General features: G+C 46.4%; 20 protein-coding genes. 5 read left to right on the forward strand and 15 right to left on the reverse strand.

Annotated elements, in window-relative coordinates; all coding sequences use genetic code 11:
- Positions 1-13: 13 nt before the first annotated feature.
- Both gatA and gatC read right to left on the reverse strand, forming a co-directional pair.
- Positions 14-1,471, reverse strand: coding sequence for an Asp-tRNA(Asn)/Glu-tRNA(Gln) amidotransferase subunit GatA (gene gatA / locus AC07VD_RS19595; protein WP_003233901.1), 1,458 nt, complete (start codon positions 1,469-1,471; stop codon positions 14-16).
- 15 nt (positions 1,472-1,486) lie between these two features.
- Positions 1,487-1,777, reverse strand: a complete 291-nt coding sequence (gatC, locus tag AC07VD_RS19600; RefSeq protein ID WP_003219442.1) for an Asp-tRNA(Asn)/Glu-tRNA(Gln) amidotransferase subunit GatC — start codon at positions 1,775-1,777, stop codon at positions 1,487-1,489.
- Positions 1,778-2,190: 413 nt separating this feature from the next.
- Between gatC and opuE the strand changes: the two genes are divergently transcribed.
- Both opuE and AC07VD_RS19610 read left to right on the forward strand, forming a co-directional pair.
- Positions 2,191-3,669, forward strand: a complete 1,479-nt coding sequence (gene opuE, locus AC07VD_RS19605) for a proline transporter OpuE (RefSeq protein ID WP_003242814.1) — start codon at positions 2,191-2,193, stop codon at positions 3,667-3,669.
- Between the two features lie 106 nt (positions 3,670-3,775).
- Positions 3,776-4,474, forward strand: coding sequence for an MgtC/SapB family protein (locus AC07VD_RS19610; protein ID WP_010886431.1), 699 nt, complete (start codon positions 3,776-3,778; stop codon positions 4,472-4,474).
- 37 nt (positions 4,475-4,511) lie between these two features.
- Here AC07VD_RS19610 and AC07VD_RS19615 read toward each other — a convergent pair whose 3' ends face one another.
- The 5 genes from AC07VD_RS19615 to pcrB all read right to left on the reverse strand — a co-directional run bounded on the left by AC07VD_RS19615 (position 4,512) and on the right by pcrB (position 11,887).
- Complete coding sequence (locus AC07VD_RS19615; RefSeq protein WP_494721956.1) at positions 4,512-5,522, reverse strand: phosphotransferase enzyme family protein; 1,011 nt, start codon at positions 5,520-5,522, stop codon at positions 4,512-4,514.
- Positions 5,523-5,683: 161 nt separating this feature from the next.
- Positions 5,684-6,874, reverse strand: a complete 1,191-nt coding sequence (locus AC07VD_RS19620; protein ID WP_076458660.1) for a CamS family sex pheromone protein — start codon at positions 6,872-6,874, stop codon at positions 5,684-5,686.
- A gap of 15 nt (positions 6,875-6,889) precedes the next feature.
- Positions 6,890-8,896 carry an NAD-dependent DNA ligase LigA gene (ligA, locus tag AC07VD_RS19625; protein WP_041333598.1) on the reverse strand — a complete coding sequence of 669 codons (2,007 nt, stop codon included), beginning with the start codon at positions 8,894-8,896 and terminating at the stop codon, positions 6,890-6,892.
- A 23-nt stretch (positions 8,897-8,919) separates the two neighbouring features.
- Positions 8,920-11,139: a DNA helicase PcrA gene (gene pcrA / locus AC07VD_RS19630; RefSeq protein WP_015383008.1), complete on the reverse strand. Its 2,220-nt coding sequence runs from the start codon at positions 11,137-11,139 to the stop codon at positions 8,920-8,922.
- 61 nt (positions 11,140-11,200) lie between these two features.
- Positions 11,201-11,887, reverse strand: coding sequence for a heptaprenylglyceryl phosphate synthase (gene pcrB / locus AC07VD_RS19635; protein WP_003233922.1), 687 nt, complete (start codon positions 11,885-11,887; stop codon positions 11,201-11,203).
- Between the two features lie 264 nt (positions 11,888-12,151).
- On the opposite strand from pcrB, the gene AC07VD_RS19640 reads away from it, so the two are divergent.
- Positions 12,152-13,729 carry an FMN-binding glutamate synthase family protein gene (locus AC07VD_RS19640; protein ID WP_336805513.1) on the forward strand — a complete coding sequence of 526 codons (1,578 nt, stop codon included), beginning with the start codon at positions 12,152-12,154 and terminating at the stop codon, positions 13,727-13,729.
- Between the two features lie 37 nt (positions 13,730-13,766).
- On the opposite strand, the gene AC07VD_RS19645 is transcribed toward AC07VD_RS19640, so the two are convergent.
- From AC07VD_RS19645 to AC07VD_RS19655, 3 genes are read right to left on the reverse strand one after another with little or no spacing between them, the layout of a single operon-like run.
- Complete coding sequence (locus AC07VD_RS19645; protein WP_003219429.1) at positions 13,767-14,081, reverse strand: YerC/YecD family TrpR-related protein; 315 nt, start codon at positions 14,079-14,081, stop codon at positions 13,767-13,769.
- A gap of 2 nt (positions 14,082-14,083) precedes the next feature.
- A complete protein-coding gene (locus AC07VD_RS19650; RefSeq protein ID WP_077671605.1) occupies positions 14,084-15,079 on the reverse strand; it encodes a DUF3048 domain-containing protein in 996 nt (331 codons plus the stop codon).
- A gap of 26 nt (positions 15,080-15,105) precedes the next feature.
- Entirely contained in the window at positions 15,106-16,848 is a 1,743-nt protein-coding gene (locus AC07VD_RS19655) for an adenine deaminase (RefSeq protein ID WP_349612310.1), read from the reverse strand.
- 128 nt (positions 16,849-16,976) lie between these two features.
- Between AC07VD_RS19655 and AC07VD_RS19660 the strand changes: the two genes are divergently transcribed.
- A complete protein-coding gene (locus AC07VD_RS19660) occupies positions 16,977-17,204 on the forward strand; it encodes a YgaP family membrane protein (RefSeq protein ID WP_047182212.1) in 228 nt (75 codons plus the stop codon).
- 14 nt (positions 17,205-17,218) lie between these two features.
- On the opposite strand, the gene AC07VD_RS19665 is transcribed toward AC07VD_RS19660, so the two are convergent.
- The gene (locus AC07VD_RS19665) at positions 17,219-18,493 is read right to left on the reverse strand and encodes an APC family permease (RefSeq protein WP_342819708.1); all 1,275 of its coding nucleotides are present in this window, start codon (positions 18,491-18,493) and stop codon (positions 17,219-17,221) included.
- 143 nt (positions 18,494-18,636) lie between these two features.
- Here AC07VD_RS19665 and AC07VD_RS19670 point away from each other — a divergent pair, with 143 nt between their 5' ends.
- Positions 18,637-19,056 carry an Lrp/AsnC family transcriptional regulator gene (locus tag AC07VD_RS19670; RefSeq protein ID WP_015252648.1) on the forward strand — a complete coding sequence of 140 codons (420 nt, stop codon included), beginning with the start codon at positions 18,637-18,639 and terminating at the stop codon, positions 19,054-19,056.
- A gap of 39 nt (positions 19,057-19,095) precedes the next feature.
- On the opposite strand, the gene purD is transcribed toward AC07VD_RS19670, so the two are convergent.
- From purD to purM, 4 genes are read right to left on the reverse strand one after another with little or no spacing between them, the layout of a single operon-like run.
- Positions 19,096-20,364 (reverse strand): phosphoribosylamine--glycine ligase, encoded by a 1,269-nt coding sequence (purD, locus tag AC07VD_RS19675; RefSeq protein WP_086343535.1) that lies wholly within the window; start codon positions 20,362-20,364, stop codon positions 19,096-19,098.
- A gap of 15 nt (positions 20,365-20,379) precedes the next feature.
- Positions 20,380-21,918, reverse strand: coding sequence for a bifunctional phosphoribosylaminoimidazolecarboxamide formyltransferase/IMP cyclohydrolase (gene purH, locus AC07VD_RS19680; RefSeq protein WP_024572879.1), 1,539 nt, complete (start codon positions 21,916-21,918; stop codon positions 20,380-20,382).
- On the reverse strand, positions 21,915-22,502 hold the full coding sequence (gene purN, locus AC07VD_RS19685; RefSeq protein ID WP_021481301.1) for a phosphoribosylglycinamide formyltransferase: 588 nt from the start codon (positions 22,500-22,502) through the stop codon (positions 21,915-21,917). Before purN ends, purH begins: the two co-directional genes overlap by 4 nt.
- Positions 22,499-23,539, reverse strand: a complete 1,041-nt coding sequence (purM, locus tag AC07VD_RS19690; RefSeq protein ID WP_003233945.1) for a phosphoribosylformylglycinamidine cyclo-ligase — start codon at positions 23,537-23,539, stop codon at positions 22,499-22,501. The genes purN and purM overlap by 4 nt, the downstream gene beginning before the upstream one ends.
- Positions 23,540-23,541 lie beyond the last annotated feature (2 nt).

Below are 23,541 nucleotides of genomic sequence, written 5' to 3' on the forward strand. Positions count from 1 at the left end.
TTCTTTTCACCCCTTACAGTTCAGGTTTTGCTTTATGATGGTCTGTCGCTTGTTCAAATGCATGAGCAACGCGGTATACAGTGCTTTCATCAAAGTGTTTTCCGATGATTTGCAGGCCGAGCGGAAGACCGTCTGCTAATCCGCATGGCACGCTGATTCCCGGTACGCCGGCAAGGTTGACCGGAATCGTTAAGATATCGTTTGCGTACATTGTGAGCGGATCCTTCGTGTTTTCACCGATTTTAAACGCAGGTGTCGGTGTAGTCGGTCCAACAATAACATCATATTTTTCAAATACGTCTTCGAAATCCTTCTTAATCAACGTACGCACTTTTTGCGCTTTTTTGTAGTACGCATCGTAGTAGCCTGAGCTTAAAGCAAACGTTCCAAGCATGATGCGGCGTTTGACTTCATTTCCAAAACCTTCAGCGCGCGTTTGCTTGTAAAGGTCGATCAGGTTATCCGCATTGTCTGTGCGGTAGCCGTAGCGGATGCCGTCAAAGCGTGCAAGGTTCGCTGACGCTTCAGAAGATGACAGCAGGTAATATGTCGCAAGAGCGTATTTACTGTGCGGAAGAGACACTTCTTCCCATGTAGCGCCGAGACCTTCAAGGACTTTCAGCGCTGCCAAGACAGATTCTCTCGCTTCTTTGCCGACACCTTCACCAAGGTATTCTTTCGGAACGGCGATTTTCAGTCCTTTGATGTCTCCAGTTAATGAAGAAAGAAAATCAGGCACGTCCACATTTGCACTCGTGGAGTCCATTTTGTCTACGCCGGAAATCGCTTGAAGTAAAAACGCGTTATCCTCAACCGTACGTGTAATCGGTCCGATTTGGTCTAATGAGGACGCAAATGCGACCAGTCCGTAACGAGATACACGTCCGTATGTAGGTTTTAAACCGACAACGCCACAGAAAGATGCCGGCTGACGGATGGAGCCGCCTGTGTCAGATCCAAGAGAAAACGGAACTTCTCCCGCAGCAACCGCAGCTGCAGATCCGCCGCTTGAACCGCCGGGAACTGTTTCTAAGTTCCAAGGGTTTTTCGTCAGCTTGTAAGCTGAGTTTTCGGTAGATGATCCCATGGCGAATTCGTCCATGTTCAGTTTTCCGATTGTGACCGCTTCAGCGTCTTGAAGGCGCTGAACGACAGTAGCGTCATAAATCGGATCAAAGTTTTCGAGAATTTTGCTGGAGCATGTTGTGCGCAGCCCTTTTGTTACGATATTATCTTTCACGCCGATCGGCATACCGAAAAGAAGACCGTGCTCAGAACGGCCGTCAACCGCCTCATCAAGCTCCTTCGCGTATGCGCGCGCTCTTTCTTCATCTAATGCCAAAAAGGCTTGTACCTTATCATCAACCGCTTGGATGCGTTTATAAGATTCATCAACCAGATCAGAAATCTTAATCTCTTTTTTATGTATGAGCTGTTTTAATTCTGTGATTTTATGATCAAATAATGACATTCTTGTGTCCCTCCTTTAGTCCAGAATTGATGGCACACGAATATAGCCGTCTTTATGGTCAGGCGCATTTTTCATGACATCCTCAACCGGAAGACCTTTACCCGCTTCATCTTCTCTCATGACATTTTTCATTTTCAGCACGTGAGTTGTAGGCTCCACATTGTCTGTGTTAACCTCATTAAGCTCCTCGGCAAATGAAATGATACTGTCGAGCTGTTCAGTGAACATTTTTGCTTCTTCTTCAGTAATCGCAAGTCTTGCAAGGTGCGCAACGTGCTTTACTTCTTCTATTGAAATTCGTGACATATGATCCACCTCCACATATTTCTCCGTTAAGTCATATAATACTGATCATATCAAAAACAAGCCCTTTAAAGCAACAAAACGCCTTAAGACAGGCCTGTGTTTTCGAAACAATACCCTATATATTTTATACTAAAATGAGGCGAAGGAGAAACGAAATATTTTTCTGAATATTTTTACTTTAATTATTTTTTGAAAGCGTTTTATTCTTTATTCCCTTCTAGGTTTGCAACGGTATTTCTCGCTCATGATCAAGGTTTCATCGCTTGAATGGCTGGGAATACTTTGTTAGGTTAAGTTACCAAGTGCACCCGCAAAAGAATTTCTTTTGTTTTGCACTTACGCCAGGCTGCTTAACTGGCACCATCAATTTGAGAGGTGATGCAACATTATTAGAAATGAAGAGAGGGTAAAACGTGAGTATTGAAATTATTATATCTTTAGGAATTTACTTTATTGCCATGCTGTTAATCGGCTGGTATGCATTCAAGAAAACCACTGACATCAATGATTACATGCTTGGAGGAAGAGGCCTCGGACCATTCGTTACTGCTTTGTCTGCCGGCGCGGCCGATATGAGCGGATGGATGCTGATGGGTGTTCCCGGCGCGATGTTTGCGACAGGGCTGTCCACCTTATGGCTTGCTTTAGGTCTTACAATCGGGGCGTACTCAAATTACTTGCTGCTGGCTCCAAGGCTGCGTGCTTATACGGAAGCGGCGGATGATGCGATTACGATTCCTGATTTCTTTGATAAACGATTCCAGCATTCTTCATCACTGCTGAAAATCGTATCTGCATTGATCATCATGATCTTTTTCACATTGTATACCTCTTCCGGTATGGTATCTGGCGGACGGCTGTTTGAATCTGCTTTTGGGGCGGATTACAAATTAGGCTTGTTTCTGACCACTGCAGTTGTCGTGTTATACACACTGTTTGGCGGTTTCCTTGCTGTCAGTCTGACTGACTTCGTGCAGGGTGCGATCATGTTTGCAGCACTAGTGCTTGTGCCGATCGTTGCTTTTACCCATGTGGGCGGCGTTGCTCCGACTTTCCATGAAATCGACGCTGTTAATCCACATTTATTGGATATTTTTAAAGGCGCGAGCGTCATTAGCATTATTTCCTATTTAGCCTGGGGATTGGGCTACTACGGCCAGCCTCATATCATCGTCCGATTTATGGCCATTAAAGACATTAAAGATTTAAAACCTGCACGCCGAATCGGCATGAGCTGGATGATCATTACAGTTCTAGGTTCCGTGCTGACGGGTTTAATCGGTGTTGCATACGCCCATAAATTCGGAGTTGCTGTAAAAGATCCGGAGATGATTTTCATTATCTTCTCTAAAATCTTGTTCCACCCATTAATTACAGGGTTCTTATTGTCAGCTATTTTGGCTGCCATCATGAGTTCGATTTCCTCACAGCTCTTAGTCACAGCAAGTGCTGTAACAGAGGATTTATACCGGTCATTTTTCAGACGAAAAGCTTCCGATAAAGAATTGGTCATGATCGGGCGTTTGTCCGTCTTAGTCATTGCCGTTATCGCGGTACTCTTATCATTGAACCCGAACAGCACCATTCTTGATTTGGTCGGATACGCTTGGGCCGGCTTCGGTTCAGCTTTCGGACCTGCGATTCTGCTCAGTCTGTATTGGAAGCGAATGAACGAATGGGGCGCGCTTGCTGCCATGATTGTCGGGGCTGCGACCGTGTTGATCTGGATTACAACCGGCCTGGCAAAATCAACCGGTGTGTACGAAATTATTCCTGGGTTTATTCTCAGTATGATTGCCGGCATTATTGTCAGCATGATCACAAAACGTCCTGCAAAAGCCTCTTACCGATTATTCGGTGTCATGGAAAAGCTGTTAAAACGCAAAAAGTAAGCAATAAGCCATCAAGCGCAGCTTGGTGGCTTTTGTGCTCTTGTTTTGCTATAAATACTGTGAGAAAATCATATTTATTTAAAAAACACCATAGAGAAGGGGGAAGTTGCTGTTGAGCTGGTACATTGATCCTGATATTTTATTGAAATTGGGCATTGCCACATTGATTGGCATGGTCATCGGGCTTGAACGCGAATTAAAAAATAAGCCGCTCGGATTAAAAACCTGTATTGTCATCGCAGTCAGCTCATGCATGCTGACGATCGTCAGTATTAATGCGGCATATCATTTCCCTAAATACTACCGCATCATGATGGATCCGCTTCGTCTGCCGGCACAAATCATCTCCGGCGTCGGGTTTATCGGAGCCGGTGTCATCCTGCGAAAAAGCAATGATGTCATTTCCGGCCTGACGACATCGGCCATGATCTGGGGGGCAGCGGGGCTCGGGCTGGCTACGGGAGCCGGTTTTTATAAAGAAGCGTTTGCCAGTCTTCTGTTCATCCTGATCAGCGTGGAATTTCTCCCATGGGTGGTCAGAAAAATCGGCCCCGACCGCCTGCAGGAAAAAGACATCCGCATCAGAATGTCACTTTCTGATAAAGACAAAATGACAGAGATTTTAAAAGAAATGAAAAGAAGAGATATCAAAGCACACTCCGTTCGGATCGACGACCTAGGCGAAAAGGATTTTCCAATTATGGAAGTGAAGGTCCGCGTCCATAAAAACAGATACACGACCGACGTCTACTATGACATTAAAGCCATTGAAGGCGTAGTCGGCGTGAAGTGTGATACATTATAAAAGCCAATGGGACTGGAATCCCATTGGCTTTTTCTATCTACACCAGTGCTGAAAAATCAAATGCTGTAATCGGCGTGCCATTCTCTATATCTCTTCTGAAACCGGCCAGCATTTTTTTTTCCTCTTCTCCTATTGTGTTAAGGTCAAACATCTGATGCAGCAATCCGTAAATCAGCATATGGCGAAGGCGGAGGAAATCAGGTATTATCATCAGCCATGTAGGGTCAAGCTCATTTTCCTTCCAGTACCCTTTCATAAAATGCGTCATAAATTCTTCTGTAAACGCAGCTTTATCATCATATGGCACAACAGGATACCACAGGACATTGTAGAGAAGAATGCTAATATCGTTAACAAACCAGTTGTAGCCGATATCATCAAAATCAAATGCCGTGATTTTGCCATGATCCCAGTTAAAATTGCCATGGTGCAGATCCGCATGCACCAAGCCGTAGCTGTCCTGGCTTTTCGGGAGCCTCCGCAGTTCATTCATCAAAGAATCGGCTTGCTGAAACACCTTTATCTGATCTTCAGGCACATATTTTCTCAGCTTTAATTGCTCCTCTTCATCCCATTCCTGTCTTTTGAAAGCGGGATTGCTCAATTTGTAGCTTTTTGTCAGGCTGTGCATGCTGCCTGTGTATCTGCCAAGCTCATAAAATAGCGTTTCATTCCAGTCCGATTCATCCACTTTTTGCCCCGGCGCTTTCTCATACACTCTCAATAAAAATGACCCGCCGTTTCCGTCCGGCACTGCTTCTACATCTTTTCCGTTCAGCGACGGGAGCGGTTTGGCTACTGAAATTCCCCCTATTGCAAGGTGACGGAGCCATTCCATCTCTCCCATTATATAATCAGAAGATCTCCGAATCGTATGGGTAATCTTTAAAATATAAGGTTGATTGTCTTTCATACATTCATATACATAGTTTTCCGCATCAGCCAGAAAACGCACCTGATCTTTTGAGAAACCGTATTTCGCTGCAGCTTCTGCCAAAACCTGCTCTTCATGAAATATTTTTTTGATATCTTTATGCACGTCTAACATCCTTTCATTGCTATAGATTTGATAATGATTGTTTTCACACGATTTCCAGCATCAACATACCTCCCCTTGATTTGTGTTTCGGCAGAAGCGGAAATATTTTCCCTTTTCCTGTTAATTGTAACATAAAAACCCTTGTGCCAATATGGCACAAGGGTTTTCTATCAGTCATAAATATGAACAGTCGGCTCTTTATCTCCAGCATTGCGGATAATGACCGCTTCCTGTCCGTCTGAGGACGTGATATTGACTTCGACATCAACTGAGCTCTTAGAGTAGTAGTCCATCACTTCACCCGTTAAGAACTGGGTAAACGCGACAACTTCACTTTTTCCGTAGAATTGCATTGGTATGTCAATCTTCATTTTCTTCATTTCATCATTATCATACAGCGCTGTACCGACAACGCCTGTATAGTTCGGGAAATATTCTTCAATTGAATTTTTAAACCGCTTAAAGACCTCGGTGTCATCCGGGTACTTTTCTGCTGTGGTTGTATCTGCCGGATAGAATACATATTTTTCATTGATGTCATCCCAATTTGAGATATCAGTAGAGCCTGCTTTGACCTCTGTTTTGGCGATGAAGTTCCCCGGCACAATCGATGTTTTTGACGCCTGCTTATAAAGCGCGACGGTAATCGGCACATTCTTCAAATTATCTTTTTTGCGGAGGCGGTTAATAACCTCCTGTGCAATTTTTTCTCCCTGCTGGCGAAGCGTGCTGTCTTTAATCTCCACTTCTTTTTGCGGGTCGCCAGTTTTTTCACGATAGTAATACACGGAGTTTAACGCCAGTCCGATCATGACGCCGCCAAGCTGGATAGAATTCTTGTCTTTTCTGACTAAATAATCGTGCTCAAGCATGGATGCTAAATAAATCGGGCTGCTTTCGTTCTTTTCTTCTGTTGAACCAGAGCTCGGGAGCGCTGGATTCAAGCCTTCATTTTTGAAGTTTTTATCTTCTTTTTCGGCTTTTTTCAAATCAGAGCCCGTTTTTTTCCGTGCCAGCCAGCTTAATACTGTATCCTCATCTAAATATTGTCCTTCTTGGAACAGATAATCGTCAGTCGAGAAAGAATCTTGGGCAAGACGCATCAGCCCTGTTTCAAACTCGTCAATGTCCAGCCTTGTATTCAGCTGTTCCGTTGTTAAGCCGCGCGCTTTGCCTGCCTTAAACGGCAGCACCATTTTGTAATAGGAGTCAGAGATATTATATTTCGGGACAATCGCTTTTTCTGACGATTTCGCCGTCTTTTGCGTAATCTCTTCCTCCTTCTCCCCCCCGAAACCTGACGAGCAGGCAGACAGCATTAATACTGCCGCCGTTGCCGCCAATGCCAACGTCTTTTTCAATAGAAAACACTCCTCTTATTTCTTTAGCTCTCCCATTAACTGTTCTTCATTCCACACTTCAATGTTCAGCTCTTGTGCTTTTGTCAGCTTGCTTCCCGCCGCTTCTCCGGCGATGACTAAGTCTGTGTTTTTGCTGACGCTTCCAGTCAGCTTTCCGCCCAGCGCTTCGATTTGCGCTTTGGCTTCGTTTCTTGACAGCTCTTCCAGCTTTCCTGTCAGAACAATTGTTTTACCGGCAAAGTAAGAGTCGCTGTCCTCTGCTTTTACTTTTTTCGGGCCTTTATAGAGCGTGTTTACGCCCAGCTCCTGAAGTTCATTCAAGAGTTCAAGCATTTCTTCTTTATGAAAATAAGTGATGACAGCGTCAGCCATTTTTTCACCGATTTCATCTACCGCGAGAAGTTCCTCTTTAGAGGCTTTTTTCAGGTTCTCCAAGCTTTCAAAATGCATGGCAAGCGTCTTTGCAGCTTTTGATCCGATAAAACGGATGCCAAGCCCAAACAGCAAACGCTCTAACGAATTTTCTTTTGATTTTTGGATGGAGCTGATCAGGTTTTCAGTGGACTTTTCGCCCATGCGCTCGAGCTGGATGACTCGTTCCTTCGTCAGCTTATATAAATCTGCCACATTGCGGACAAGGTTTTCCTCAAACAGCTGTGTGATCACTCGTTCGCCGAGCCCGTCAATGTTCATCGCATTACGGGAAACGAAATGGATCAGCCCTTCCCGGATTTGCGCCGGACATTCAGGGTTAATGCAGCGAAGCGCCACTTCTCCTTCAATCCGGACGAGCTCACTGCCGCATTCAGGACATTCCGTCGGCATGCTGAATTCCTTTTCTTCTCCTGTGCGCTGTTCAACGAGGACATTCACAACTTCCGGGATGATATCGCCCGCTTTTTTGACGACAACCTTATCCAAAATCCGAATGTCCTTCTCTTTAATTAAATCTTCGTTATGAAGGGATGCTCTTGAGACCGTTGTGCCGGCAACTTTTACCGGCTCAAGAATCGCGGTCGGCGTGATCACACCCGTTCTGCCGACATTTAATTCGATATCGAGAAGCTTCGTCACGACCTCTTCAGCAGGAAACTTATACGCGATGGCCCAGCGCGGGCTTTTCGCCGTAAAACCGAGCTCCTCCTGTTGATCGAGAGAATCGACTTTAATGACAATGCCGTCTATTTCATACGGCAGGTCTGCGCGCTTCGCCTGAAACTCATCGATCAGCACTATGACTTCTTCTATGCTGCCGCATTTTTTTCGTTCCTGATTCGTTTTAAATCCGAGTTCGTCGAGAAAATCAAGCCCTTGGCTTTGCGTCTCCACACCCATCTCGTCAAGCTCCGCTATACTGTAGACGAAGATATCGAGGTTTCGTTTCGCTGCAATTTTCGGATCGAGCTGCCTGAGAGATCCCGCCGCGGCATTTCGCGGATTGGCGAACGGTTCTTCCTCATTTTTAATCCGTTCCTCATTGAGTGCTTCAAACGAACGTTTCGGCATATACGCCTCTCCGCGCACTTCGATTGACAGCTCACGGTTCATTTTAAGGGGGATATTGCGGATCGTCTTCAGGTTCTCCGTAATATCCTCTCCAGTCGTTCCGTCACCTCTTGTGGCCCCTCTGACAAAATAGCCGTCTTCATAACGGAGAGAAACAGCAAGACCGTCTATTTTCAGCTCCACATTATACGCCACATCGTCGCCGACGGCTTGGCGCACACGGCGGTCGAAATCACGAAGATCATCAGCATTAAAGGCGTTGCCCAAACTGAGCATCGGTGTGCCGTGGGTGACTTTCTGAAACGCTTCAAGCACGGCTCCGCCGACGCGCTGCGTAGGAGAGTCAGGCGTTCTGAGGTCTGGGTGCTCATCCTCGATCGCAATCAGCTCCTGCATCAATCTGTCGTATTCGGCATCTGGGACGCTCGGTTCATCTAAGGTGTAATATTCATAGCTATACTTGTTGATGGTGCGGCGCAGTTCTTCTGCCCGCTGCTTCGCTGTTTCTTTGTCCATCTGCTTCTTCCTTTCCTCTTCAATTACTGCTTTTCAATAGGAGCAAATGCTGCTAACAGGCGTTTCACGCCGACAGGGCTCGGGAAGGCAATATCAAGCTCCGTCCCTTCTCCTTCGCCTTTCACGCTGACGACAGTTCCTGTTCCCCATTTTTTATGGCCCGCCTTATCTCCGACTGCCCAGTTCAAGGTGTCGCCGCCTGTTTTGCTGGCGTAGGATACCGGGCGTGAAACAGGGCCGCGTCTCGGCTGCATTTTTCTCGCAGACGTCGCTCTCGTTTCTTTTTTCTCATTTAGGTTTTCCAATAAATCATCCGGTATTTCGGCAATGAAGCGAGATTCCGGGTTCATATTTGTCCGGCCAAACAAGGTGCGCATTTTAGCATTGGTCAGATAAAGCTCCTGTTCCGCCCTTGTAATCCCAACGTACGCAAGGCGGCGTTCTTCTTCCATTTCCGCTTCCTCCATGAGAGAACGGCTGTGCGGGAAGACGCCTTCTTCAAGCCCCATCAAGAAAACAACCGGGAACTCCAGTCCTTTCGCGGCGTGCAGTGTCATCAGGGTGATCGCATCCTTGCCGCCTGACTCTTCCTCCTTCTGATCGAGCTGATCAATATCTGCGATTAACGCCAAGTCTGTCAGGAACGCAACGAGTGTCTTGTCTTCACTTTTCTGTTCAAAGTTTTTCGTAACAGACAGGAACTCGTCGATATTTTCTAAACGGCTTTGGGCTTCGATCGATTTCTCAGCCTTCAGCATTTCTCTGTATTCCGTCTTATCAAGAATTTCTTCTGTCAGCTCTGTAATGGATAAGTAATCCTGCATATTGGTCAGGTTTTCAATCATCTGTCTAAAGCTGTCAAGCGCGTTTGCCGCTTTGGCACTGACGCCGATAAAATCAACCTGCTGAATCGCTTGGAAAAATGACAAACCGTTTATGGCCGCATACGAAGCGATTTTTTCAAGTGATGTCGCGCCGACTCCGCGCTTCGGCACATTGACAATGCGCGTGAAACTGATATCGTCATCCGGATTGGATACGAGGCGCAGGTACGCAAGAATGTCTTTAATTTCTTTTCTGTCATAGAACTTTGTGCCGCCGACAATGTTATAGTTCAAACCCGCTTTGAGAAGCGTTTCCTCAATCACACGGGACTGCGCGTTTGTCCGGTATAAAATGGCGATATCAGACAGCTTCCGCTTGCCTGAGCTGTGAAGCTGATGAATTTTGCCGGCCACAAACTGTCCTTCACCGAACTCATTATCACCGCGATAATAGGAAATTTTGATGCCTTCATCGTTTTCCGTCCACAAATTTTTCGGTTTGCGGTTAGAGTTGTTTTTAATGACCTCGTTAGCCGCGCGCAAAATCCGTTTCGTTGAACGATAGTTTTGTTCTAGCAAAATCACGCTTGCATTCGGATAATCTTTTTCAAATGAAAGGATGTTGGTGATATCCGCGCCGCGCCATCTGTAGATTGACTGATCAGAATCCCCCACAACGCAAAGGTTCTGGAAACGCTCGGCAAGCTGCTTAACGAGCATGTATTGCGCCCTGTTCGTATCCTGATACTCATCAACGTGAATGTACTGGAATTTGCGCTGATAAAATTCAAGCACTTCCGGCACTCGGTCAAACAGTTTAATCGTCGTCATAATCAAATCGTCAAAATCGAGCGACTGGTTTTTCAATAGCTTCTTCTGATAATCAGCATATACATCGCTGACCACCTGATCGTAGTAGCCGCCGGCAACTTTAGAGAATTCCTCCGGTTCGGTCAATTCGTTTTTTGCACTGCTGATCGTACCGAGGATGCTTCTCGGGTCAAACTTCTTCGGATCAAGATTGCGCTCCTTCAAAATCCCCTTGATCACTGAAAGCTGGTCAGCCGTATCAAGGATGGAGAAATTTCGGTTGATCCCAATCCGGTCGATATCTCTGCGCAAGATCCGCACGCACATGCTATGGAATGTGGAAATCCAGATATCGTCCGCGCCGGGTCCAAGGATACTTTCCACACGTTCTTTCATTTCGCGTGCCGCTTTATTTGTAAATGTGATCGCCAGAATGTTCCACGGCGCCACATGCTTTTCTGCCATTAAATAAGCAATTCTGTGTGTCAGGACACGCGTCTTTCCGCTTCCCGCTCCCGCCATCAGCAAAAGAGGCCCGTCCGTTGTTTTGACAGCTTCCTGCTGAACGGGGTTTAAACCGCTTAGTAATTGATTGCTAATATAATTCAAAATTTGTTCACCCGCCTATACAAAACATATGTTCTATCATAAACCAAATCCGTACAATTTACTACTCGCCTTTCACAGCCGCTACTGTTTTCAAAGCCCTGTCAAAATCTTCATACACCGCATTGCCTACAACGATCACGTCCGCATGCTCTGCGTACTGCTTGGCCGTTTCCGCATCCTTGATGCCGCCGCCGTAAAACAAGGTTGACGTTTCCAATACAGCCTTCGTTTTCTTGACAGCTTCTATGTCTCCAAGCACGCCGCTGTATTCTAAATAAAAAATCGGCAGTTGCAGCAGCTCCGACACACGCGCATAGGCGACAATATCATCCATATTCAGATCGGCGTCCGCTTCAGTCAGTGCCGCGGCTTTGCAATCTGGATTTGCGATGCAGTAGCCCTCCGCCACGATTTCTTCCATAGACATCAGTTCTCCGTATTCCTTCATGGCTTTCTGGTGCATTCCGACAATCCAATCCGCGTTTTTGCTGTTTAATACACTCGGAATAAAATATAAGTCAAAGCCGGGAACGATCGCTTCAATCGCTGACACCTCTAGGACACACGGCACCAAAAACCGTCTTACCTTAGACATCATCCGCAGGACATTATCCTCTGTTACACCATCACTGCCTCCGATAATGACCGCATCCGTTCCTGATTCGCAAAGAATCTCCAGCTGTTCGTCAGGCAAATCTTTATTTGGATCGAGTTTAAAGACATGCTTCCACTCCGTTACATCGTACACGTCATACGTTCCTCCATTCGTTTGTTACCATTTAAACATTATAACAAATTCACATAGCGCGGAAAAACGGAAAAAGCCGTTAATCTCGTTATTCACTGAAAAAGGTGTTTTGATTCTTTTTTCATAAAAAAAGAGAGCATATGGCAGTACCTGCTTGCTGAGTCCTGTATCGGCAAAAGCACACATTTTTCACCAGATTCCTTCTGCTATTGTTTGGAAAGTGTTCAACTGTGGAAATGGTTACATAAAAAGGGAGGCTGAGAGATGAAAACCATCATAATAGCACTCATCGCATTTATCATAGGGATCATCGCTATCCCGATCGTCTTGTTTGCCTGGATCTACATAAAGGATGAAAAACAGCAGGAGCACTCAATTCTTCGCAACTATCCCGTCATCGGAAGGTTTCGGTATATCCTTGAAAAAATCGGGCCGGAGCTGAGGCAGTATTTATACAGCAATGACAATGAGGAGCAGCCTTTTTCACGAAAGGAATATGAGCAAACCGTCATCTCCGGCAAATACAAAAGCAGAATGATGGGCTTTGGATCTGTAAGAGATTTTGATAAACCTGGCTATTATATCCGTAACGCTATGTTTCCAAAACAAAGGGAAGAAATGCATGTAAATCAAACGCCAAAAATTGAAACCCAAATCTATAAAATGGATGCTGACAATCTGTTCAAACGCAAGGAGCATGCCGAACATATCAAGGCAGACCCGTACTTTCTCCATCCTGATGATGTACAGGTGATTGGCGAGCATACATGCGAGAAGCCATTTTATGTGAAGGGCTTAGTCGGCCAGTCTGCCATGAGCTACGGTTCTCTTGGAGAACGGGCTGTTACGGCGCTCTCAAAAGGGCTTCATCAGGCAGGCGGAACCTGGATGAATACAGGTGAAGGAGGATTGTCTGAATATCACTTAAAGGGCGGCGCCGATATCATTTGCCAAATCGGACCGGGCCTATTCGGCGTGCGCAAAAGAAACGGGGAATTTTCATGGGAGGAATTTAAAAGAAAAAGCAGGATTGACCAGATTAAAGCGTTTGAGCTAAAGCTGGCACAAGGAGCGAAAACCCGCGGCGGCCATGTGGACGGCGCCAAAGTATCAGAGGAAGTGGCAGACATTCGGAATGTCGAACCTGGAAAGTCGATTGACAGCCCGAACCGTTTTTATGAATTCTCAAACCCTCCTGAAATGCTCGATTTTATTGAAAAACTTAGAGATGTCGGGCGAAAGCCAGTCGGCATCAAACTTGTCGCAGGGCATCCTGAAGAATTGCATGAGCTTTTCTCTTATATGCAGAAAAGCGGAAAGCATCCGGATTTTATCACGATCGACGGAAGTGAAGGCGGTACCGGAGCTTCCTTTTACGAGCTCGCGGATACAGTCGGCCTTCCGATTATGACAGCGCTGCCTATTGTTGACACGCTTCTTAAACAGTACGGCTTGCGCAGCCAGCTGAAAATCTTTGCTTCCGGAAAGCTCCTGACTCCTGATAAAATCGCGGTCGCCTTAGCCCTCGGCGCTGACTTTGTCAACATCGCACGCGGCATGATGTTTTCCGTTGGCTGCATCCGCGCTCTCGTCTGCCACACCAACACCTGTCCGGCAGGTGTGGCGACGACAGATCCGAAATTGCAAAAAGCGTTGAGCGTTGAGGAAAAACAGCATCGTGTCTGCAACTACGTTATTTCCCTGCGCGAGGGGCTGTTTAACCTTGCAGCCGCAGCAGGGATCAATTCGCCGATTCATTTTTCCAAGGAGCATGTTGTCTATCGGAAAGAGGATGGCAGTCTCATCGATATCGACAACCTGATCCATCAATTTGTTTCATAAAGAAACCGCCCTTGCCGAACGGCAGGGCGGTTCTATGTTATTTTGAAGAAGACTCAGTTTCCGTCTCCTTCACACGGTCAAGCGCCATTTCATAAGCGTCATTCCCGTAATTTAAGCAGCGTTTCACACGGGAAATCGTAGCCGTGGAAGCGCCTGTTTCTGTTTCAATCTTATGATACGTGTTTCCTTCGCGAAGCATGCGCGCCACTTCAAGGCGCTGAGCCAGCGATTGAATTTCGTTAATTGTGCATAGATCATCGAAGAATCGGTAACATTCCTCCAGGTCTTTCAGCGATAAGATCGAGTTAAATAACTGGTCCAGCTCTTTGCCGCGTAATTTATCGATTTGCATCGTTACACACCTTCTCCTTTACTAATGGAAGCCGCATCAAGATCAGGTACGATATTGATCCAAGTCTTTCCTGGCACAAACGGAAGCCACTTGCCGTCTTTTACCGGCACAATTCTGCCATTCACTTGTTTCCAGTCTGTTTCAATGACGTTTCCGTGCTGAAACAACAGACCTTTTCCCCCTGATTCCAAGTCGATGTCCCGCCTTCCATCTTGATCAATAATATGATGGCTGGCTTCAACAATGAAAATATTTTGCATTGCAACCGGCTTTCCGGTTTCCCGGTCTGTCGTTATGACACCATCAGAGCTTCTTGTATAAGATTCAGCTTTTTTATCATAGTTGTATTCGACAAGATTTGTAACGTTATTTGTTCCATAATCTACCCGAACATTGTAAGATTCATTTGCAGGTTTTGCATCTGATGTTTGAAACAGCAGCGGATTTGTTTCCTGCTTCAGCTCATATCCCTTTTGTTCCGCCGCCTTTTTTATGTAATCATAAGACGTGTAGGAATTATGGGGCGGTTTGCTGAAATCAGCTCTCCAAAATAAGCTTCCGTCAAAATCCAATCCGTTCATATAATCGGCAGCTCCGGATTCCAGCTGCTCTTTGGCGCCGGGACTCCAGCCGTGATGGACAAATATGCTGTCAAAGCCATTGCTGAGAGTGACGAAATATTCCCGCGCGCTCCGCACAGGTCCGACAGTTTCAGGCATCTGGCTTTGGAAAATGGCCAGAAATCTTGTGATTTGCCCTTCGGCTAGCGCTTCTATGACAATGTCGGCTTTAGACAGACCCGACTGCGGCCTCGCCTTCGGGTGATTGTTCACCACAACAGCAACAGGCCGGCGTTCAGTCACCTTCTGTTCAGTCTTTAGCCCCGTTAAAGGAGCTTTCAGCTTCTTTGCAGTATCCGGGACAGCATCCTTCTGCTGGCAGGATACCAGCAGAAAAAACACGAAACACAGCGCGCAAACTGTCATCCATTTTTTCATATGTCGGCTCCCTGCTCTTTTATATTTTAACGCATTATCGATGGAAAGAGTACAGTTTTTTTCATGACGTCGAAGATTCCTCTTGGCGTAATACGTATATACGGAAGGTGCGTACTTTGCAAAAAGAGCAGCGTATAGATAGGATCGCAAAACTCATAGCCTCTTTCAGTCAAAAGATCTCTCAGCTTTTGTTCCTTCTCAAGCACGTCTTCATACGCTTCCGAAGAGGCGCAGCCGCACAGCGCAAGCGGGATTTCATGCAGAATGTTTCCGTTCTCCGCTAAAACAATTCCTCCTCCGATTTCTTTCATGCGGGCGAAAGCGAGCAGCATATCCGCTTTATTTTTTCCAATCGCGACAATGTCGCCCGTCGTCGTAAAGGAGCTTACAAATCCCTGCACGCTTGAGGCAAACCCTTTTATCATCGTATTGACGCGCCATTTCCCGTGTCTGTCGAGCATCGTCAAATAACTTTCATCATGGTCAAACGAGAGCTGTTCCATCGAATTGTCGATCTCAATCATATATGGCTCCATAATAACCGCATTCCGCATTTTCACGCCCATCGGCATAGAAAACTGCAAGTCATCCATCGTCATATCATATGAAAGCTCAAGCGGGACAAGACCGCCTTTGTGCCAGTCCGTCTTTGTAAACGCCTTCAAATCACAGCCGTCTTCACGCAGAATAGTCCCTTTTGACAGAACAGTCACTGGATTCGGATTTAACGGATCTTCCAGTATGTTGAGCGATGCCAGTCTACCCGGTCCGACAACTCCTAAATAATCATCCATTTGGTAATACTTTGCGATATTAAATGATGCCATATTGTAGGCGTCGATTGCAGGTACGCCTTCTTCTAACGCGATGCGAATCAGCTCGTTTGTCATGCCGCCTTTATAGAAATTCGGGGTAGCGCCATCTGTCGTGTAAAAGAAGTGGTCATAATAGCGGAAGCCCTTCTCATGCAGTTCTTGCAAGATTTTTCTTACATCAGGGCGAATGGAAGAGTTCCGAAGGGAAACATAATAGCCCAGTTCCAGCCTTCTCATCACTTCATCACCTGTCATCGCTTCATGATCACAATCCGCACCGAACAGCTTCATTTTTGTAAGCGTTTTATCAGAAGCGCCGGGAAAATGCCCTTCAATGCGTTTTCTCTGTTTCTTTGTAGCTTGCATGCAGTGGAGCATTAAATCATCACCATCTATCAGGCGAGGCCATCCGGTCATTTCTCCGCCTTGAATCACATCCGGATGTTCAATCCACTGTTTTCTGACGTCAAATGGAAGGACGTGGTCCTCGTTCAGAACCTCGGTCTGGAGGTCATAGCGTGACCACCAAAAATACTGGACAGGCTGCTTTTTGAGTTCATTCAAAATCGTAAGCGCTTTCTTTTTTCCGCTTTGCAAAAGCAAAAATAAGTTATCATTCACGAATGTCGTTGTTCCGTATTGAGACACATATTCCGCCAGTGTTTGGGGATTATATATTTGAAAAGGATGTGCGTGCGGTTCAATATAACCTGGCACAATGTATTTTCCTTCACAATCAATCGTATGAATTTCTTCGGCTCTATTCGGAAGTTCATGACCCACATAAACAATGCGGTCCTGATAAATCCAAATGTTTTTTTTCAGCCATTGTTTTACATATGGATTTAAGACGAGAGCATTCCGTAAAAGGAGCGTTGGAAGCAGCTTTGAGTCTACAACATCAACCTGTGCCCTGATGTCTTTGTTTTTCCAGTTAAAGGTGCGTTCGGACATTCACATACTCTCCTTTACATGTATTAGACTCATGGTATCACATCCTTCCTCATCACGCACGATAAAAACGTTACAAATTTTTGAAGGTTCGATTAATAAACTTTTTTAAGTAAAAGGAGCGGATTTCCTTGAAGCCAAACATCAGTCTCATCAATGCCGTTTTCAGAATCGCATGCGGATTGACGATTATGTCAGCCGCCAGTGCAAAGTTTACGAAAAAACCTTGGTGCAGAATGCATCTCTTTTACATCTTTATGGGGGCCATGAAAGCGGGTTCGGGAATCTTGCGCTTCTGTCCTGTGACCTACATGTTTCAACACAGCGATTCTGGAAATAACGGCCAGCATAACGGATAAATGAAAAAGCTTGATCACGAAACGTGATCGAGCTTTTTTTTATGCCCACCCTTTGTTTTCATATAGAGATATCCTGCAGCTGCCAGCACTGCCGGATAAAGAAGCGCCCAGCCGCTGAATGAGTAAATCACTGCGCACGCCACAAATGCTCCGAGCGCCATCCACCAGCCTGAATCTCTCCATCTCAGGAGTTTCAGTGCTGCCGCCAATGTACATATGTAAGATGCGATAAAAGCCGCGCTCGGCCCTTTCAACAGAGTCGTCAAATCGATTTGAAACAGGCCATGCGCCGCAAGCACTAAGCCAAACACTGCGGCCATCGCTGTCAAAACACGGATAGGCGTACGTTTTGTCGCACTGAGTTTTCCAAAAAATACGGGTATGTGCCCCTCTCTCGCCAATGCGTACACCATTCTGGAAAAACCAGCAATATTGGCATGGATGGTGGCGAATGTAATAAACAGCGCTAAACATACCGTGACATATACACCGCTTTCCCCTGCTCCTTTTGAGATGAGCATTGCAAGCGATGCAATTTCTCCATTCTCTCCGTATGAATGAGTTCCCACCGTCACAAATGACAGCAAGATATACAGCCCCGCCACACAAGACGCTGCCAAAAACAAGCTGAGCGGGATATCTTTTTCAGGGCGATGAAACTCCTCAGCCAATGGGGTAATCATTTCCCAGCCTACAAAAGAGAAAAAAATCATAACAGAAACAGATCCAGCGGCAGACCAGCCATGCGGAAGAAACGGTTTGAATTCTGCTATCGTGACGTGTGGCAATGACACAGCAATAGAAGTGACAAGCAGAAATACGATGACACATATAACGAGTGTACTGATGTTTGCGGATAGTTGAATCCCTCTCATATGAAGCAAAATAGATATAGCCAGCATACAACCAGCAATCAATGTAATCTGCCAATCGGCCGCCTCTGTGATGTAACTGACGTAATGCGCGCCAGTCAAAGCGATGATGGGAACGCCGATCGGAACGGACCCTAACATGATCCAGCCCAAAATAGCCCCTGCTTTTTTCTGAAAGGCCAGCTGCACATAAGCCGTGATTCCTCCCGCGCTGGGCGCTATTTTCACAAGCCGGGCCAGCGTGCCGACAAGAAGAAAGGATAAGAAGGACATGAATACCCAGACAAATAAAGAAGCCGGACCGGCCGTGTCCGCGGTGACAGACGGCAAGATTAATATCCCGCAGCCTAAAACCGCCCCAATCGTTAACGCCGTTCCCTGTATCCAAGTGATCGAACGCTGCAATTCTGGCAACATGATGCCTCCTCTCTGATTGATGGCTTTATTATAGAAAAAATAAGACGACATCCATATGCTACAATGAAGTTAAATCAACAGCATTACCTTACGATCAAAGGAATTTTCATTCATTCGCCTAAATATGTAAAGGAGCCAGACAAATGGACGATACAGACCTTCAGATTCTCTCGCATTTGCAGCGAAACGGCAGATTAACGATGGTTGAGCTGGGAAAGCTTGTCGGACTCAGCTCGCCAAGCGCGGCGGAGCGTGTCAGGAAGCTGGAAGACAAAGGAGTGATTACCGGCTACAGCGCGAATATCTGTTACGAAAAACTAAACAAGCATGTCACCGCTTTTATTCTCATGGAGCCGAAAAGCTGCAAGCACTACGCTGCCTTTGCAACATCGCATCCTGATGTAGCAGAAAACCACCGCATCACGGGGATGTACAGCTATGTGACAAAGGTCGTGACTGAATCGGTACATACGCTTGAGGATTTTATTGACGCCTCGATGGCCCATGGAAAACCAACCACGCTCGTTGTGCTTTCTTCTTCTAGCTGCCATCCCGCTTTTTGATAACAAAAAACCCGCAGCTAATCTGCGGGTTTTCCTCACTTATTTTTGGGCAGCCTTTAAAGCGCGTGCCCCAATATCTTTTCTGAAAAAGAGTCCCGGTTTGAATATTTCATCAACCGCTTTGTACACTCGGTCTCTAGCCGCTTCAAACGATTCATCAAAAGCTGTCACATTGGCGACGCGCCCCCCGTTTGTAACAAACTCTCCGCCTTCTGCTTTCGTTCCGGCATGGAAGACCACGACCTGCTCAGTTTCTGCTGCAAGGCTGCCGATCGGCGTGCCTTTTGCGTAGCTTTCCGGATACCCTTCTGATGCAAGCACAACACTCACTGCCGCGGTATCCTTCCATCTTAAGTCAACTTCCTTATCATCTAAAAGATCAAGAAGCACCTGTACCAGATCAGATTCCATGCGCGGAAGCACGACCTGTGTTTCCGGATCGCCGAAACGGGCATTAAATTCAATGACCTTCGAGCCGTTTTCAGTAAGCATCAATCCAGCGTACAAAACGCCAGTGAAGGAACGGCCTTCTTGTACCATTGCTTTTGCGGCCGGCTTAACGATCGTTTCTACAGCATGGCGAACCGTTTCTTCCGAAATTTGCGGAACTGGAGAGTAAGCGCCCATTCCGCCCGTATTCGGGCCTTTGTCTCCGTCAAACGCACGCTTGTGATCCTGGGCAATCACCATCGGATACACCTTTTCCCCTTTGACAAAGGCCATCAGAGAAAATTCTTCACCAGAAAGATATTCTTCAATGACAACGGACGCGCTCGCATCACCGAACTTTTCATCTTCAAGAAAGTCATGCAGACACGCAATTGCTTCTTCCTCTGTCATAGCCACAGTAACGCCTTTTCCAGCTGCAAGTCCATCTGCTTTTATCACAATCGGAGCACCTTTTTCCTGCACATATGCCTTCGCCTCTTCAAAGGATGTAAACGTGTCGTATTCTGCGGTCGGAATGTCGTATTTCTTCATTAAATCCTTAGCGAACTGTTTGCTTCCTTCGATGATCGCCGCGGCTTTTGACGGACCGAACACACGTAAGCCCGCTTTTTCGAATTCATCCACCAGACCTTCAATTAAAGGAACCTCAGGGCCGACAATGGTCAGGCCGACCTGGTTTTCTTTTGCAAATGAGACAAGCCCTGCGTGGTCGCTCTCCTCAATGTTTACAAGCTGTGCAGAAGCTGCCATGCCGTCATTTCCGGGAGCGGCAAATACATTCTCGACGAGGCTGCTTTGCGCCGCCTTCCACGCCAGCGTATGCTCTCTTCCGCCTTTACCGATAATTAATACATTCACGTCGTTTTCATCCCCTTAATGTTTGAAGTGTCTGATGCCGGTGAATACCATGGCAATGCCGTATTCATCCGCTTTTTTGATAGAATCCTCATCACGGATCGATCCGCCTGGCTGAATGATGGCTGTAACGCCCGCTTTTGCCGCTTCTTCGACAGTATCTGGCATTGGGAAATATGCATCCGAACCGAGCGCGCTGCCCTTCGCTTTTTCCCCTGCTTGCTCGATTGCGATTTTTGCCGATCCGACGCGGTTCATTTGGCCTGCTCCCACGCCGACTGTCATGTTGTCCTTCGCGAGAACTATCGCATTTGATTTCACATGTTTCACGACTTTCCAAGCAAGCTTCAAGTCTTCCCACTCTTGCTCGTTCGGTTCTCTTTTTGTCGGAATGCTAATCTCAGCATCAACGAAGCCGTGCATATCTAAATCTTGAATCAGCAGCCCGCCTTGAACAGATGTCAGCTGTTTTTCCTTTTGAACAGCGGCGGATACGTCAAGCGTTAGCAGACGGAGATTTTTCTTCGCAGTCAGGACGTCGAGCGCTTCTTGGCTGAATGAAGGCGCAATGATGATTTCTAAGAAAATGTTATGAAGCGCTTCGGCAGTTGCCTTGTCCACTTCACGGTTCAGCGCGATAATGCCGCCGAAGATAGATGTTTTATCCGCTTCAAACGCTCTGTCAAACGCTTCGGCGATCGTTTTTCCTGTTCCTACACCGCACGGATTCATATGCTTTACAGCAACAGCAGCCGGCTCAGTGAATTCACGAACGATTTGAACTGCCGCATCCGCGTCTTTAATGTTGTTGTAAGAAAGCTCTTTTCCGTGAAGCTGTTCTGCTTGCGCAATGGAGCCTTTGACAGGAAGAGCTGTTTGATAGAAAGTTGCTTCCTGATGCGGGTTTTCTCCATAGCGAAGCGATTGTTTTTTCTCAAATGTCACAGTGAATTGCTCTGGTTCTTTTTCACCGACAACATTTGTCAGATAGTCAGCGATCAGTGCATCATATGCCGCAGTATGACGGAATACCTTTGCCGCGAGCTCGCGTTTTTTCTGAAGAGATACGCTGCCTTCTTCTTTGATTTGATTTAGCACTGGGCTGTAATCGGCCGGATCGACGATAACCGTGACATCTTGATGGTTCTTTGATGCCGCACGCAGCATGCCAGGTCCGCCGATGTCGATATTTTCGATTGCTTCTTCATACGTGACGTCTTCTTTAGAAATCGTTTCTTTAAATGGATAGAGGTTGACGACAACGAGGTCAATCGGCTGAATCCCGTGTTTATTGATCTGCGCCATATGCTCTTCATTGCCGCGAACCGCCAGAAGACCGCCGTGAATATTCGGGTGAAGGGTTTTTAACCGGCCGTCCATAATTTCAGGAAAGCCTGTCACTTCAGAAATTCCGATCACATCTACACCGTTTTCTTGAAGCAGCTTTTTCGTTCCGCCTGTGGAGATGACTTCAACGCCAAGCTCTGTCAGTTCTTTTACGAAAGGAACGAGATTTGTTTTATCTGAAACACTGATTAACGCACGTTTAATGGTCATGCCTTTTCACCTCTGTTATTTAATCCTAATAGCTGTTTAATCACACTCGGATACCATTTATGCTCAAGCTTGTGAATCCGCTGTTCGATTGTTTCCAATGTATCATGTTCATCAATTTCGATTGCCTTTTGAGCGATGATCGGACCTGTATCCATTCCTTCATCGACATAATGCACAGTGATTCCGGCCACCTTCACACCCGCCCGGTATGCCTGTCCGACTGCGTCGATTCCAGGAAACGCCGGAAGAAGCGACGGGTGAATGTTAATGATTTTTCCTCCATATGCTTGAAGGAGCGTATCACCGATCAGCCTCATATAGCCGGCAAGAACAATCAATTCAACCTCGTGAAGACGAAGCTGTTCAATAATGGCTTTTTCAAATGCAGCCTTGTTTTCATAAGACTTCGGCTCAAATGCAAAGGATGGAATGTGGAATGCTTCCGCCCGTTCGATGACTTTCGCCTGCGGTTTGTCGCAAACGAGGAGCGCTGCTGACGCATCCCAGTTCTCCTCCTTCAAACGCGTGACGATGGCTTCGAAGTTTGAACCGTTTCCTGATGCAAATACCGCAAACTTTTTCATGAAAGTGCCGCACCGCCGAATGTGACGCCTTCACCTTTTTTCACACGCCCAATTAAATAGGCTTTTTCGCCATGGCTTTCAAGCGTTCCGATCACATCTGTCAGATGCTCTTCTTTGACTGCCAAAACAAAACCGATACCCATATTAAAGACGTTGAACATGTCTTCTTCCTTTAGCTTGCCGTACTCTTGCAAGAAAGAAAAAATTGGCGGGATCGGCCATGAGCCATGATCAATTTCCGCACTTAAGCCTTCCGGAAGCATACGCGGAATATTTTCTATAAATCCTCCGCCTGTCACGTGCGCCATGCCGTCGATTTTTCCGCTTTTGACCGCGGCAAGCACAGGCTTCACGTAAATCCTTGTCGGTTCAAGCAATTCCTCGCCAAGCGGGCGTTCAAACGGCTCATATGTTGTATCAAGGTCCAGCTCCGCATCATCCAGAAGCACTTTTCTGACAAGGGAAAATCCGTTGCTGTGAAGGCCGCTGGAGCTGAGGCCGATCAAAAGATGGCCCTCTTCGATGTTTTCTCCAGTCACGATTTCGTCCTTTTCTGCCACTCCGACTGAGAAACCGGCAATATCGTATTCATCAGCTGTATAGAGCCCCGGCATTTCAGCCGTTTCACCGCCGACTAAGGCTGAACCTGACTGCTCACAGCCTTCCGCCACACCTTGTACAATCTGTTCAATTTTCACTGGGTCCGCTTTGCCGACCGCTAAATAATCGAGGAAAAACAGCGGCTCTGCACCTTGTGCCAGCACATCATTGACACACATTGCAACAGCGTCCACGCCAATCGTGTCATGTTTATCCATGGAAAAAGCGAGCTTTAATTTTGTGCCGACACCGTCCGTTCCCGAAATGAGAACTGGTTTTTGATAAGAAAGCTCAGACAGGTCAAACATGCCGCCAAAACCGCCAAGGCTGCCCATAACGCCAAGCCGTTTCGTGCGCTCCACGTGTTTTTTCATTCGTTTTACAGCTTCATATCCGGCTTCGATGTCAACTCCTGCGTTTTTATATGCTTCAGACATCC

This window comes from Bacillus sp. GW821-FHT01G09, assembly GCF_059422205.1.